We start from the raw sequence: 13,777 nt of genomic DNA, 5'->3' as shown, positions 1-13,777 counted from the left end.
CTTCGGAGCAAGGATGCTCATGATGATGCCGCGCCTGCTGGTCTGCCTGCTGTTGATCCTCTTCCCCATAACGGCCTGGAGCCAAGACTGTCCTGACTGGCACTCCGACAAGGCCAGGGATGAAATGGCCGCACTGCAACAACAAATCAGCCTTTGGGACGACAGTTACCACCGGCTTGGCCAATCCTTGATCAGCGATGAACTCTACGACCAGGCACGTCTGCGCCTTGACCAATGGCGCACCTGCCTTGCACAGAACGCACCGCGCCCCGACAACCCGTTGGCCAGTTCCAGGGGCACTCTGACCCATCCGACACCACACACCGGGCTGGAAAAACTGATCAGTGACCGGGCCGTCGAAGACTGGATCACTACCCGGCACGACCTGTGGATTCAACCCAAAGTCGACGGAGTCGCCGTAACGCTGATCTATCAAAAAGGTCGCCTGGTTCAGGTCATCAGCCGCGGTGACGGGGTTCTCGGGCAAGACTGGTCAGCCTCGGCACGCAAGATCCCTGGCATCGTGCAGCAACTGCCCGAACCCATTGATCTGCTGCTGCAGGGTGAACTCTATTGGCACCTGAACGAACACCTCCAATCCGAACGGGGCGGTATTAATGCCCGCAGTAAAGTCGCCGGGCTGATGAACCGCCAACAGCTGAGCGATACCGATGCCGCCGGTATCGGCCTGTTTGTCTGGGCGTGGCCACATGGGCCGGCCAACTTGAATGAGCAACTGGACACGCTGGAGCGATGGGGCTTTACCGACAGCAAGCGTTACAGCCAACCCATCAGTGACCTCGACGACGCTCGTCACTGGCGTACCTTCTGGTACAACAACCCACTGCCGTTCGCCAGCGATGGCGTGGTACTGCACCAAAGCCAGCGCGCACCGGCTAACCGTTGGCAGGCCAGCACACCCTACTGGGCGGCGGCCTGGAAATATCCGGTAATCAAAGCGCTGGCCCAGGTACGCAAGGTGCATTTCAAGATCGGACGCACCGGGCGTATCACGCCTATTCTGGAACTGGACCCGGTGTTGCTCGATGATCGGCAGATCAGGCGCGTCAGCGTCGGCTCGCTGAAGCGCTGGCAAGAACTGGATATCCGCCCCGGTGACCAAGTCGCCATCAGCCTCGCCGGCCAAGTCATTCCCAGGCTCGATCAGGTCATCCTGCGCAGCCAGCCACGAACCCACATCGAGGTGCCAGCGGCCAGCGCCTTCCATCATTTGAGCTGCTGGCAATTGGTCCCTGGTTGTGAGGAACAACTGCTTGCCCGCCTGACCTGGCTCAGTGGCAACCAAGGCCTGGCCCTGCCACATATCGGCCGTGAAACCTGGAATACGCTAATCCAGGCAGGCCTAATCAGCGGTCTGCTCGATTGGTTGAAGCTGGATGAAGCAGAGCTTGCTAACATTGACGGATTCGGTGATCGCAGCAGTGCGCGCCTGCTCGGCAGTTTGCGCAGTGCCCGGCAGCGACCATTCGCACAATGGCTGATGGCTTTGGGTGTTCCGCCCACTGCCCGCAATAACCTGGAAGGTGGCTGGCAAACCCTGGCCGCCAGAAACACTCAAGCCTGGCAGGCTGAAGCTGGAATCGGCCCGGGACGCGCAGCGCAATTGAGCGCTTTTTTTCGCGACCCGCACGTCCTGGCCATGAGTGAAACATTACGCGCTGCCGGGATAGACGGTTTTTAGCCCGGCCCCTGCAGTATTAACCGGTGCCAGCAGAACTCATCCTGCCCACCAGATTGCAACCTTGTTTACCCTGGAGCCCTTATGAAATTTCTTGCACCGTTCGCCCTCTTGACCGTCGCAAGCTTCATGACCACCCCGTTGCTGGCGGCCGAAGAAGCACAGGAACTCACCGGCTGCGCCGCCAAGCGTCAGGCCCTCAGCGCCCAGGTCGAACAGGCCAAGGCCCACGGCAACAGCGAGCAGCAAGCCGGCCTGGAAAAAGCACTGAGCGAAGTCACCGCCCATTGCACCGACGCCGCCCTGAAAAAGGAGCGGGAAAACAAGGTGCTCGACGCCAAGCACGAAGTCAGCCGCCGCCAGGCCGACCTCGACAAGGCCATGAAGAAAGGTGATTCCGAGAGGATCAACAAGCGCAAAGACAAACTCGCCGAATCACGCAAAGAGTTGCAGGAAGCCTTGGACGAATTGGACAAGTAAGGCGCTTACCGCCCCCTTGCCCAGGCAGGCTCAATGATCACGAAACTGTTTATGGCAGGCGCTGCAGGCATCTTCGACTTTCTGCACCGCAGGCCCCAGGTTGCTGGCCTTGTAAGGCTGCACCTGGCTGGCGATCACCAAATCACCGGTGGCCGCTTCAAGGTTTCTGGCCATCTCCTGAAAACGGGCCTGCTTTTGCCAGACATCATCCTTGGCGCTGGTGTGGTCTTCTTCGCGCACGGTTGGGAAATGCTTCCAAGGCTCATGGGACAGACTGTCGAGCTTGACCGCGCCCTCGGCGAATTTCGCGCCGTCAAACGGTATGCGCCCACGCAGCATGCCGCCCAGGTCTTCGCTGGTCTTGAGCATCTGCTTGAAAATGGCCTTGCGCTGGCCCAACGGCGAATTCGGATCAACGCCGCCGCACGCAGACAGTGTCAGGCAGGCCAGCAATACAACGGTCAGTTTTTTAAGAATCATGGTGGCTCAGGGTCACGGGAAACGGCGGCCAGTATCCTCGCCCCGCTCGCAAAGACCAATAGCCCTATTAATAATACGGATTGCTTGAGCGCCAACAGGCTCGGGCAATCGCCTCAGGAATTGCTTGCATGAATGTTACATTGAAACCCTGGAGCCGCCGCCTCGCGTGGACTTTACCGATGATTGCGCTGCTCGCCGGCTGCAACGCCAGCAAGCAGGAGCCAGAAAAACCCCACGCAATTGCCACCTATGTCAGTGCCACCTGGGAAGCCTTGCCGACGGTTTCAGATAGCGATTTGCAGGCAGGATTCGAATCCTGGCGCAGCGCTTGCCAACGTCTCAAGAGCGATCCGATATGGGGCGCGACCTGCGCCTCGGCCATCAGCGTTCCGGCAACTGCCGTCGCCATTCGCGGTTTTCTTAAAGAACACCTCGACGTCTATGGCTTGCGCTCGGCGGACAACACTCCGCACGGTTTGATCACCGGCTACTACGAACCGGTTTACCCAGGCAGCCTCTCCGAAACCAAAACGGCTCATGTGCCGGTGTTCGGTGTGCCGGACGACCTGATCATCGTCAACCTGGAAAGCATCTACCCGGAACTCAAGGGCAAACGCCTGCGCGGTCGCTTGGAAGGTCGCGTGCTCAAGCCTTATGACGACGCCAGCGCCATCAATCAACAAGGCTCTACTGCCAAGCCCATCGCCTGGCTAACCAACCCGATGGACCTGCAATTCCTGCAAATCCAGGGTTCGGGCCGCATCCAACTGGCCGACGGACGTCAACTGCGCGTGGGTTATGCTGATCAAAACGGCTTCCCATATCGCCCCATCGGCCGCTGGCTGGTGGAACAAGGCGAACTGAAGAAAGAAGACGTGACCATGGGCGCCATCAGCACCTGGGCCAAGGCCCATCCCGAGCGGATTTCGGAGCTCCTGGCGAGCAACCCCAGCTATGTTTTTTTCAGCACTCGCCCCGACAGTAACGAAGGCCCGCGCGGTTCTCTTAATGTGCCGTTGACCGCCGGCTACAGCGTGGCAGTGGATCGCAAGGTAATTCCGTTGGGCAGCCTGTTGTGGCTGTCGACGACACGTCCCGATGGCGCGCCGATCGTACGCCCGGTGGCTGCCCAGGACACTGGCGGCGCGATTACCGGTGAAGTGCGGGCCGACCTGTTCTGGGGTACCGGCGATGCGGCGGGTGAGTTGGCGGGCAATATGAAACAGCAGGGGCAGATCTGGATGCTGTGGCCCAAAGGCGCGGTGCTGCCAAAAGTGCCGGATGCGCCGACTGGGACCTAGCGATCATTGTGGCGAGCGGGCTTGCCCGCTCGCCACATAGAGCCGACCCACAGGCGAGCCTTATATCGATACAAAAAAGAAACTCGCAATCAACCCCACCCCCACAAACCACACCAGCGAACGCAGCATTGCCCAATCCGCCAGGTAGCAAATGATGTAGAGCAATCGGCTGGTAATAAACAACACCGCCAGCACGTTGATAGTCACCAATTCCGCGTTGCCAGCCAGGTGGGCAATGATCACCGCAGCAGCAAACGCCGGGGTCACTTCAAAGCTGTTGAGCTGCGCGCTGTGGGCGCGCTTGGCAAAACCCTCCAGGGTTTCCAGGAAGGCCCGAGGATCGTGGTTCTGACGGGGCCCGAACTTGCCACCGCTGAACTTGGCCACACCGATACACAGGTAAGGCAGAGCGATAGCGATCAACACACACCAGAAAGCGACTGTCATAACTCATTCCTTTGTTAGCGTTTTATTTAGAGTTTCATCACGAACATGCCGAACAACACCACCAGAATCACACTGACTTCCCGCAGCGCAACGGCCTCGGCAATCGAGCCCGACTGCATGGCCCAAAGCACCAGAGCGCGCTGATAAATTGCAGCATGAGTTGCTCATGCGGTATCTGTCTATTACTTAGGCAAACTGCTTTCACTGCGAATCTGCGCATGACTGATCAAGGCAAAAATAAAGCTGCCGCCGATGATGTTGCCGGCCAGGGTCGGCCCGGCAAACACCAGCCAGAAATCCTTCCACGGCAACTCGCCGGCAAACACCAGGTAAGACACTTCCGCCGAGCCAACGACGATGTGGGTGAAGTCCCCCAGGGACATCAGGTAAGTGATCAGGATAATGATCCAGATCTTGGCGCTTTCCATCGACGGAATCATCCACACCATGGTGGCGATCATCCAGCCGGAGACGATGCCCTTGGCAAACATCTGGCTGCTGTCGTTTTCCATGACCTTGCGCCCGATATCGAGGAAAGCCAGGTCAGTCTTGGCATCGAAGATCGGCAGATGCAACATCACGTACGCCACCAGCAAGGTGCCGCACAAGTTGCCCACCAGCACCACCGTCCATAAACGCAGCAGCCGCCCGGCGTTGGCCAGGGTCGGCTTGCTCATCACCGGCAGCACGGCGGTCAGGGTGTTTTCGGTAAACAATTGCTGGCGTGCCAGAATGACCGCCAGAAACCCCGCGCAGTAGCCGAAGCTGGCAATGACCTTGAACCCTTCACCGCCCGGCAGGCGCGAGTTGAGCAAGCCCATGGCCATCAGCGAGAGGCCCATGGTCAGGCCCGCAGCCAATGCTGACCACCAAAGTGCGGCAACGGTACGCTCCAGCTCCTGATCGCCCTGGGTACGGATGATTTCATGCAAAACCGCCGCACGAGGCGGTTGGTTCTTGTCCACGTCCTGCTGTTCTTCCTGCGACAGGTTGGGGGTCTTGCCGTCTTTTTGCGTGGCCATAGTGCTCCTCAATTCAAGGCGTGCCTGTAACTACGACACGCTGGATTCAGGGCTGTTCAGTGGCTGGATAACTTGACCGGCAGGCGCCAGGCCGGGGGCGGCGATAACTCCACCTTGATCCGGCCATCGGGGGCTCGCCATAGGATCATCTTGCGTTCGCCCGCGCCCTCTTCCACGGGCGCAGCCACACCTTCGGATTGCGCCGCAGAGGCCAGGGGGCTTGTGATGATCGGCGCCACAGTAGCGTGGCGTGGCACAGATTCGAGCAGTTTCATACGCGGACTATCCCTACAGGATGCAGTCCTGAATGACGAGAGAGCCTGGGACATATCCATCCAGAATGATTTGACTAAAAATCAAACCGGCGCTGAGTTATTCGCTGATGCCGTCATCCTGAAACTGATCCTTTACGTACTTGATTTCGGTACGACCGTGGGGGGCCGGCAAACCGTCTTCACCCAGGTTGACGAAAACCATCTTTTCCACCGTCAGGATGCTCTTGCGCGTGATCTTGTTACGCACTTCACAGGTCAGGGTGATGGAGGTGCGACCAAACGCGGTGGCCGTGATGCCCAGTTCGATGATGTCGCCCTGGCGCGAGGCGCTGACAAAGTTGATTTCGGAGATGTACTTGGTCACCACCCGCTGGTTGCCCAACTGGACAATCGCGTAGATGGCAGCTTCTTCGTCGATCCAGCGCAGCAGGCTGCCACCGAACAGGGTGCCGTTGGGGTTGAGGTCTTCGGGTTTTACCCATTTGCGGGTGTGGAAGTTCATGGTCACTCCAAAGCGTCTTGCCAAATGATGGGCAACATCATGGCAGAGCAGCGCAGCAAGCTCTATGAACCATTGCCTATCAACCCCATGAGCGATCTTCATGCTGCCGACAGAAAGGCTTGGGAAGTCAGCCGCAGCCCGCTATAATCCCCACCGTTTCAAAACGGTCATCTTCAGTTGATACCGTTCTCCCGCCACCTGTCCGAGGGGCGCTGCAGCAGGCTCGACCTGTCAGGCTCGGATGGGGCGTTGTCTGGCCTGGTTGTCCTGGCCTGATACTAAACGCACAACGGCGCCCATTCGCACACTACGAATGGAGGCTCTTCATGAGCGCTGTAATCACGCCTGCAGATTTTAACGACTACAAAGTCGCCGACATGTCCCTCGCCGCCTGGGGCCGTCGCGAAACCTTTATCGCCGAATCCGAAATGCCAGCCCTGATGGGTCTGCGCCGAAAGTACGCCGCTGAGCAACCGCTCAAGGGCGCGAAGATTCTCGGCTGCATCCACATGACCATCCAGACTGCCGTGCTGATCGAAACCCTGGTTGCCCTGGGCGCCGAAGTACGCTGGTCGTCCTGCAACATTTTCTCGACTCAGGATCAGGCCGCTGCCGCTATCGCCGCTGCCGGCATTCCGGTTTTCGCCTGGAAAGGCGAGACCGAAGTAGAGTACGAGTGGTGCCTGGAGCAAACCATCCTTAAGGATGGCGCGCCATGGGATGCCAACATGATCCTCGATGACGGCGGCGACCTGACCGAGTTGCTGCACAAGAAATACCCGGCCATCCTCGACCGCGTCCACGGCGTGACCGAAGAAACCACCACCGGCGTACACCGCCTGCTGGACATGCTGGCCAAGGGCGAACTGAAAATCCCGGCCATCAACGTCAACGACTCGGTGACCAAGAGCAAGAACGACAACAAGTACGGCTGCCGTCACAGCCTGAACGACGCGATCAAGCGCGGCACTGACCACCTGCTGTCCGGCAAGCAAGCGCTGGTTATCGGCTACGGTGACGTGGGCAAGGGTTCGTCCCAGTCCCTGCGTCAGGAAGGCATGATCGTCAAGGTTTCCGAAGTTGACCCTATCTGCGCCATGCAAGCCTGCATGGACGGTTTCGAGCTGGTTTCGCCGTTCATCGACGGCATCAACACCGGGACCGAAGCAAGCATCGATAAAGCCCTGCTGGGCAAGATCGACCTGATCGTTACCACCACCGGCAACGTCAATGTTTGCGACTCGAACATGCTCAAGGCCCTGAAGAAGCGTGCCGTGGTCTGCAACATCGGTCACTTCGACAACGAGATCGACACCGCTTTCATGCGCAAGAACTGGGCATGGGAAGAAGTGAAGCCGCAGGTGCACAAGGTTCACCGCACAGGCGCAGCTGGCTTCGATCCACAGAACGACGACTACCTGATCCTGCTGGCCGAAGGCCGTCTGGTGAACCTGGGCAACGCCACCGGCCACCCAAGCCGCATCATGGACGGTTCGTTCGCCAACCAGGTACTAGCGCAAATCCTCCTGTTCGGCCAGAAGTACGCCGACCTGTCGCCTGCCCAGAAGGCCGAGCGCTTGACCGTAGAAGTACTGCCGAAGAAACTCGACGAAGAAGTGGCCCTGGAAATGGTCCGCGGCTTCGGCGGCGTGGTGACTCAACTGACCAAGACCCAGGCCGACTATATCGGCGTGACCGTTGAAGGTCCGTTCAAGCCGCACGCATATCGCTACTAAGTAACCGGCGCCACCTGCTCTACCTGTAGGAGCGAGCTTGCTCGCGAAAAGCCCAAAGGCACCGCGCATATCCTGTTTACACGCGTTATCGTTGCGGTTCTTCGCGAGCAAGCTCGCTCCTACAGTACAGATGGATGCACAGTCGGTTTTCGAGTTCCCAAGGGTATTACCATGTCCCAAGACCGTCGCTACAGCTTCGAGTTCTTCCCCACCAAGACCGATGCTGGGCATGAAAAACTGCTCGCCACTGCCCGTCAGTTGGCCAGCTATAACCCCGATTTCTTCTCCTGCACCTACGGTGCCGGCGGTTCCACCCGTGATCGCACGATCAACACCGTGCTGCAGCTGGAAAGCGAAGTCAAAGTACCCGCCGCCCCGCATTTGTCCTGCGTTGGCGACAGCAAGGCCGACCTGCATAGCCTGCTGACACAATACAAAAGTGCGGGCATCAAGCGCATCGTCGCCCTGCGCGGCGACTTACCGTCCGGCATGGGCATAGCCAGCGGCGAGCTGCGCTACGCCAATGACCTGGTGAGTTTCATCCGCGAAGAGACCGGTGATCACTTCCACATCGAAGTGGCTGCTTACCCGGAAATGCACCCCCAGGCGCGCAACTTCGAAGACGATCTGCGCAACTTCGTGCGCAAGGCCAATGCCGGTGCCGACAGTGCGATCACCCAGTACTTCTTCAACGCCGACAGCTATTTCTACTTCGTCGAGCGTGTACGGGCGTTGGGTGTGAACATTCCAATCGTCCCGGGCATCATGCCAATCACCAACTACAGCAAACTGGCGCGGTTCTCTGACGCCTGCGGCGCGGAAATCCCCCGCTTCATTCGCAAACAACTGGAATCCTATGGCGATGACGTCAAAAGCATCCAGGCGTTCGGCGAGCAGGTCATCAGCGAAATGTGTGAACGTTTGTTGCAAGGTGGCGCGCCAGGGTTGCACTTCTATACCCTGAACCAGGCTGAACCAAGCTTGGCCGTCTGGAACAACCTCAAGCTACCTCGCTAAGGTTCGTTTCAAAGTGCCCTGGCCCTCTTAATACGAGGGCCTTTGCCGTTTTAAATGCCCACGAAAACCTGCAGTCCATGAATACAGCCGCCCCGACTCCGCGCCCGCAACTGGTTTACCTGATATTTGGCTCCGAGACTTACCATCAGGAAGCGGTATTCAGCATCGCCAGCGCCCTGGACGATACGCGCCAGGTCTCCGCTCACCTGCAGCGCTTGATGTACAAGCTGATCACCCTGGTGCTGCCCAAGCATCAGCAGCAGTTCATCCGGGAAATCCTCTACGGCTGCTACGAACACCCCAACGAATTCGACCAGGCCTGTGGCCCGGTTTGGTGGGACAAGGCGCGGCAGAATCAGGAAGAACGCCAAGGCCGTCCTATTGATGCCAGCCTTCTGGAGCACTGGTTCGCCAACCCCGTTGTGCGCCTGATCCTCGACGAGCGCCGCGAAGCCATTTACGAACACCTGATGAAGTCTTCGCCAAAATAAAAATTCAGTATCAGCACCCGCAGATACCTGTTCCAGAGCTTCTATTTAAGCGGAGACAGTCGTAACCTCAGGTATGCCAGCCATTTTCCAGTTGTTGACAGCTGTTCTTCTCACTTGCCTGAGCCTGACCGCCCGAGGCGAGAAACTGCGTATTGTCACCGAACCCTGGGCGCCCTATGTGTACGAGGAAAACGGCAGCATGCGCGGCCTCGACTACGAGACCACGGTAATTGTCTTTCAGCGCCTGGGGATTGATGTGCAATGGCAGTTCCTACCCTGGAAGCGTTGCCTGGCCATGCTCGACCAGGGCCAGGCCGACGGCGCGCTGGACATTTTCCACAGCAACGAACGGGACAATGTGCTGCTGTACCCCAGTGAACCGCTGTCCCGAGTGGAGTTCGTAATGTTCTATGCCAACGAGCGCCCTCACCCGTTCCAGACCCTTGATGACCTGCGCGGCCTGACCATCGGCACTTCGCCGGGCTACCTTTACGGCGCTGAATTCAGCGAATCCACCCTCTTCAACCGCGAACCGGCCCCCAGCCATGAAGCCAACTTCGGCAAATTGGCCCGTGGACGGATCGACTTGCTGATCACCGATCGCCGAGTCGGCCAGCATGCACTCAAGGAATTGGGCCTTGAAGACCAGATCACCCAGGCGCCGAACGTGATCAGCAGCCAACAGCAATTTCTCGCCGTGCGCCGTGGCGCGGGGATGGACTTGCTGGTCCAGCGCTTCGGCGCCGAGCTCAAGCGCTTCAAGCAAGAGCCTGCCTACGCGGCCTTGAGCGCCAAATACGCAGGCGCCAGCGCTGAAACGACCTCATTGCTGCTTCCAGCGCCACCCCCCGGACAAAACCGTTGAGCAGCAGGAAAGCAGCGCATACTGATTGCTCTGTTATACTCCGGCCTTTCCGCCAGGCTTACGCCCGGACGCTTGGGTCTATAAAAGACACCCCGATGCAGCTACTGCGCAGCTTTGCAGCCCGCGCGAGCCGTCGAAGTGCCTGCCAGCCCCAGCAGGACCGGACGGGATTGCGTTCATCTAAACGCCATTCGCGCCAGGCAAGACTATCCCTCTGGGCCAAGCCCTAACTAAAACAGGATTACTCATGTCCTTTGCTTCCCTCGGTCTCTCCGAGGCTTTAGTCCGTGCCATCGAGGCAGCGGGCTATACCGAGCCTACTCCGGTGCAACAGCGGGCCATTCCCGCCGTGTTGCAAGGTCGCGACCTAATGGTTGCGGCACAGACAGGTACTGGTAAAACCGGCGGCTTCGCCCTTCCGATTCTGGAACGGCTGTTTCCCAATGGTCACCCGGACAAATCCCAGCGTCACGGCCCGCGCCAACCGCGCGTATTGGTCCTGACCCCTACCCGCGAACTCGCAGCCCAAGTGCACGAGAGCTTCAAGCTCTATGCCCGCGACTTGAAGTTCGTCAGCGCCTGCATCTTCGGCGGCGTCGGCATGAACCCACAGGTTCAGGCCATGGCCCGTGGTGTCGACGTACTGGTTGCCTGCCCAGGTCGCTTGCTCGACCTGTGCGGCCAAGGCAGCGTCGACCTGTCCCACGTGGAAATCCTCGTGCTGGACGAAGCCGACCGCATGCTCGACATGGGCTTTGTCCATGACGTGAAGAAAGTCCTCGCCCGCCTGCCAGCCAAACGCCAGAACCTGCTGTTCTCGGCGACCTTCTCCAATGACATCACGTCCTTGGCCGGCAAGCTGCTGCACAACCCCGAGCGCATCGAAGTCACGCCGCCGAACACCACCGTCGAGCGTATCGAGCAACGGGTGTTCCGCCTGGCCGCAAGCCACAAGCGTGCGCTGCTGGCCCACTTGATCACCGCCGGCGCCTGGGAACAGGTCCTGGTGTTCACCCGCACCAAGCACGGCGCCAACCGCCTGGCCGAGTACCTGGACAAGCACGGCCTCACCTCCGTCGCCATCCACGGCAACAAGAGCCAGAACGCACGGACCAAAGCCCTGGCCGACTTCAAGGCCGGTGAAGTGCGCATCCTGGTGGCCACCGACATCGCCGCGCGCGGCCTGGACATCGATCAGTTGCCCCACGTGGTCAACTTCGAGCTGCCAAACGTCGACGAAGACTATGTGCACCGTATCGGCCGTACCGGCCGTGCCGGTCGTTCGGGCGAGGCCATTTCCCTGGTCGCGCCGGACGAAGAAAAGCTGCTCAAAAGCATCGAACGCATGACCAAGCAGAAAATTGCCGACGGCAACCTGATGGGCTTCGATGCCAGTGCAGTGGAAGCCGAGAAGCCGGAAGTGCGCGAGCGTCCGGACGTGCGCAACCCACGCAACAACCCACGCGGTCCGAAGGGCGATGGCCCGAACGGCGGCGGTGGCGGCGGTGGTCGCAAGGACAAGGGCAAGGACAAGGGCGCCAAGGAAAAACCTGCAGCCAGCAGCCGCGGCGAACGTCCAGCCCGCGAGCAGAAGCCTCGTGAAAGCACCCCGGCCCGCGAACAGCGCCAGCCGAGCCAACCACCACGTGCTGCCGCTGACCGCGCCCCGGACGAGTTCCTCGACGACGACGTGGATAACTTCGGTAACCGCGCTGACTACGTGCCCCAGGCCAAACCAGCCCAGGGCCGTGGTCGTCGTCCAGGTGCTCCGGCACAGGGTGCAGGCACAGGAACTGGTGCTCCACGCACCGGCCAGCCGCAGGGTCGCCAGAGCACTCCGCGCAGCAGCAACGGCGCAACCACTGGCACCCCGCCAGCCAAGCGCAACGGCCCACGCAACGGTGCTCCCCGTGACGGTCAGGCCCGTCGCGAAGAGGCGCCACGCAACCGCCGGCCAGCTCGTGACGAGCAGCCACAGTCGTCGGAACCGGCTGTGCAAAACCCGCGTGGCGGCCCTGCGCCGAAGATCATCCACAAGGAGTCGAAAAGCGATCGCTCCCTGACACCTGAGCAGCTGGATCAACTGCCAGGCCGTCCTCGTGGTGAAAAACCAGCGCTGCTGACCCGCAACCGCTGAGTTTTCAGCTGTAAAAAAGCGCCCCGACTGGTTCGGGGCGTTTTTGTATCTGGCACTTTTCTTATTAATCGACAGCCGTACCAACCTTATGAAAAAGCTTGGCAAAAATAGTCCAGCGACCGTCCACTTTCATCAGGTTCAAGTAATCCACCATGATGTTATCGAACAGGCGCAGGCGAACCTTGACCATGGCCATTTCCGGTGACATCACATCAATCATCAGCACTTCGTCCAATCGCGCAAACCCACCTTCCTGCGGCGACTTACGGCCCTGGACCATGGCGCGATACTCAGCGAAAGGGCGCACGGTCACTTGCCCATCCTGAGCGGCATACAGCACACAACCCGGATGAAAAACCTGATCGAACGTGTTTAAGTCTTGGGTTTGCAACACATCAAAGTACTCTTTCAACATGCTTTGAATTTCATGACTAACCATACTGGGTCCCCTGATGATTTAACTGTGTGCCATTTCAATAAGTAACATGCAGCCAATTATCAGCAAGGCACCGGACTCGGGTATAGCGGCTATTATTCGTCCTTTATGTGAACGGAATTCACCTATTGAAACTGCCTCCCCTCGCTGCCTTGCGTGCTTTCGAAGCACTCGCCCGATTGGGCAAGGTGAACCTGGCAGCGCTGGAGTTGCATGTCACCCACAGCGCCGTCAGCCATCAAATCCGCTCCCTGGTGGAATACCTCGACGTGGCGCTGGTCGCGCGCTGGGCGTTCATTGGTGTTGACCGATGAAGTCCAGATCTACGCCTATCAAATCCGCCAAGCGCTGGGAGAGATTGCTGGGGTCACCGAAAAGTTTCTGGCGAAGACCAAGCATCCACAACTGACGCTGTCGGTCCTGCCCTCGTATGGCCTTTTTTGGCTATTGCCCAGGCTCAAAGGCTTCATGTGCGCCCACCCCGACTTGCACCTCAAGCTGGCCTCCACCATGGAGTTCGTCAGTTTTGAGCAGGGGCTGGTAGATTGCGCAATCCGCTTCGGCCACGGCCAATGGCCCGACGTGCATTGCGAACCCCTGATGGCGGACTCATTGCTGGTGGTCGCCGCTGCAAACTTCAACGGCGGCGCGCTGCCAATCACCCCGCAGGCCGTACTGGAACAGCCGCTGCTACATGCCAGTGAAAGCTGGCCAGTCTGGCTCAGCGCGGCTGGAATCGAGGGGCAACGCCCTCCCGCCACACTAGAGTTCACCGACTCCACGCTACTGCTTGAGGCCGTCAGGCTGGGATACGGCATTGCGCTGAGACCCGACGTTCGATTGCCCATTCCCTGATAGAGCGCGGGGAGTTGGTCAAACTGACGGATAT

At 59.3% G+C, this 13,777-nt stretch carries 15 protein-coding genes, 3 pseudogenes and 1 riboswitch; of the genes and pseudogenes, 11 read left to right on the top strand and 7 right to left on the bottom strand.

Annotation, left to right across the window (positions count from 1 at the left end):
- The first annotated feature begins 25 nt into the window (after positions 1–25).
- Positions 26–1,702 carry an NAD-dependent DNA ligase LigB gene (ligB, locus tag AAEZ06_RS10960; RefSeq protein ID WP_371923847.1) on the top strand — a complete coding sequence of 559 codons (1,677 nt, stop codon included), beginning with the start codon at positions 26–28 and terminating at the stop codon, positions 1,700–1,702.
- A gap of 81 nt (positions 1,703–1,783) precedes the next feature.
- Positions 1,784–2,179, top strand: a complete 396-nt coding sequence (locus tag AAEZ06_RS10955; protein WP_149414438.1) for a DUF1090 domain-containing protein — start codon at positions 1,784–1,786, stop codon at positions 2,177–2,179.
- Between the two features lie 30 nt (positions 2,180–2,209).
- Here the strand turns inward: AAEZ06_RS10955 and AAEZ06_RS10950 are convergent, their stop codons facing one another.
- Complete coding sequence (locus tag AAEZ06_RS10950; protein ID WP_149414437.1) at positions 2,210–2,659, bottom strand: c-type cytochrome; 450 nt, start codon at positions 2,657–2,659, stop codon at positions 2,210–2,212.
- Between the two features lie 128 nt (positions 2,660–2,787).
- On the opposite strand from AAEZ06_RS10950, the gene mltA reads away from it, so the two are divergent.
- Positions 2,788–3,960 (top strand): murein transglycosylase A, encoded by a 1,173-nt coding sequence (gene mltA, locus AAEZ06_RS10945; protein ID WP_350614243.1) that lies wholly within the window; start codon positions 2,788–2,790, stop codon positions 3,958–3,960.
- Positions 3,961–4,020: 60 nt separating this feature from the next.
- On the opposite strand, the gene AAEZ06_RS10940 is transcribed toward mltA, so the two are convergent.
- The 5 genes and pseudogenes from AAEZ06_RS10940 to AAEZ06_RS10920 form a co-directional block, all read right to left on the bottom strand.
- Positions 4,021–4,407, bottom strand: a complete 387-nt coding sequence (locus AAEZ06_RS10940; RefSeq protein ID WP_149414435.1) for an MAPEG family protein — start codon at positions 4,405–4,407, stop codon at positions 4,021–4,023.
- Between the two features lie 44 nt (positions 4,408–4,451).
- Positions 4,452–4,541 (bottom strand): annotated as a pseudogene (locus tag AAEZ06_RS10935) (EamA family transporter); the annotation flags it as partial.
- A gap of 48 nt (positions 4,542–4,589) precedes the next feature.
- A complete protein-coding gene (locus AAEZ06_RS10930; RefSeq protein WP_149414434.1) occupies positions 4,590–5,429 on the bottom strand; it encodes a formate/nitrite transporter family protein in 840 nt (279 codons plus the stop codon).
- Between the two features lie 56 nt (positions 5,430–5,485).
- Positions 5,486–5,704, bottom strand: coding sequence for a hypothetical protein (locus AAEZ06_RS10925; protein WP_149414433.1), 219 nt, complete (start codon positions 5,702–5,704; stop codon positions 5,486–5,488).
- A gap of 97 nt (positions 5,705–5,801) precedes the next feature.
- The gene (locus AAEZ06_RS10920) at positions 5,802–6,206 is read right to left on the bottom strand and encodes an acyl-CoA thioesterase (RefSeq protein ID WP_149414432.1); all 405 of its coding nucleotides are present in this window, start codon (positions 6,204–6,206) and stop codon (positions 5,802–5,804) included.
- A 24-nt stretch (positions 6,207–6,230) separates the two neighbouring features.
- Here AAEZ06_RS10920 and AAEZ06_RS10915 point away from each other — a divergent pair, with 24 nt between their 5' ends.
- From AAEZ06_RS10915 to rhlE2, 6 genes and pseudogenes are all read left to right on the top strand, one after another.
- Positions 6,231–6,353, top strand: a complete 123-nt coding sequence (locus tag AAEZ06_RS10915; RefSeq protein ID WP_256666342.1) for a hypothetical protein — start codon at positions 6,231–6,233, stop codon at positions 6,351–6,353.
- A gap of 51 nt (positions 6,354–6,404) precedes the next feature.
- Positions 6,405–6,511: riboswitch (S-adenosyl-L-homocysteine riboswitch) on the top strand.
- A gap of 21 nt (positions 6,512–6,532) precedes the next feature.
- Positions 6,533–7,942, top strand: a complete 1,410-nt coding sequence (locus AAEZ06_RS10910; protein ID WP_149414431.1) for an adenosylhomocysteinase — start codon at positions 6,533–6,535, stop codon at positions 7,940–7,942.
- Positions 7,943–8,113: 171 nt separating this feature from the next.
- On the top strand, positions 8,114–8,959 hold the full coding sequence (gene metF, locus AAEZ06_RS10905) for a methylenetetrahydrofolate reductase [NAD(P)H] (protein ID WP_350614239.1): 846 nt from the start codon (positions 8,114–8,116) through the stop codon (positions 8,957–8,959).
- 167 nt (positions 8,960–9,126) lie between these two features.
- A pseudogene (locus AAEZ06_RS10900) lies at positions 9,127–9,450 on the top strand (hypothetical protein); the annotation flags it as partial.
- Positions 9,451–9,523: 73 nt separating this feature from the next.
- Positions 9,524–10,340, top strand: a pseudogene (locus AAEZ06_RS10895) (substrate-binding periplasmic protein).
- A 222-nt stretch (positions 10,341–10,562) separates the two neighbouring features.
- Positions 10,563–12,452, top strand: coding sequence for an RNA helicase RhlE2 (gene rhlE2, locus AAEZ06_RS10890; protein WP_149414428.1), 1,890 nt, complete (start codon positions 10,563–10,565; stop codon positions 12,450–12,452).
- A 64-nt stretch (positions 12,453–12,516) separates the two neighbouring features.
- Here rhlE2 and AAEZ06_RS10885 read toward each other — a convergent pair whose 3' ends face one another.
- On the bottom strand, positions 12,517–12,891 hold the full coding sequence (locus AAEZ06_RS10885) for a nuclear transport factor 2 family protein (RefSeq protein ID WP_149414427.1): 375 nt from the start codon (positions 12,889–12,891) through the stop codon (positions 12,517–12,519).
- 125 nt (positions 12,892–13,016) lie between these two features.
- On the opposite strand from AAEZ06_RS10885, the gene AAEZ06_RS10880 reads away from it, so the two are divergent.
- A complete protein-coding gene (locus tag AAEZ06_RS10880) occupies positions 13,017–13,202 on the top strand; it encodes a LysR family transcriptional regulator (RefSeq protein WP_306108719.1) in 186 nt (61 codons plus the stop codon).
- Positions 13,189–13,743 carry a LysR substrate-binding domain-containing protein gene (locus AAEZ06_RS10875; RefSeq protein ID WP_306108720.1) on the top strand — a complete coding sequence of 185 codons (555 nt, stop codon included), beginning with the start codon at positions 13,189–13,191 and terminating at the stop codon, positions 13,741–13,743. The genes AAEZ06_RS10880 and AAEZ06_RS10875 overlap by 14 nt, the downstream gene beginning before the upstream one ends.
- Positions 13,744–13,777 lie beyond the last annotated feature (34 nt).

It is taken from the genome of Pseudomonas sp. HY7a-MNA-CIBAN-0227 (assembly GCF_040310325.1).
Taxonomy (GTDB): domain Bacteria; phylum Pseudomonadota; class Gammaproteobacteria; order Pseudomonadales; family Pseudomonadaceae; genus Aquipseudomonas.
The sequence above is the reverse complement of the archived record's forward strand: the minus strand, read 5'-3'. Positions and strand labels throughout refer to the sequence as shown.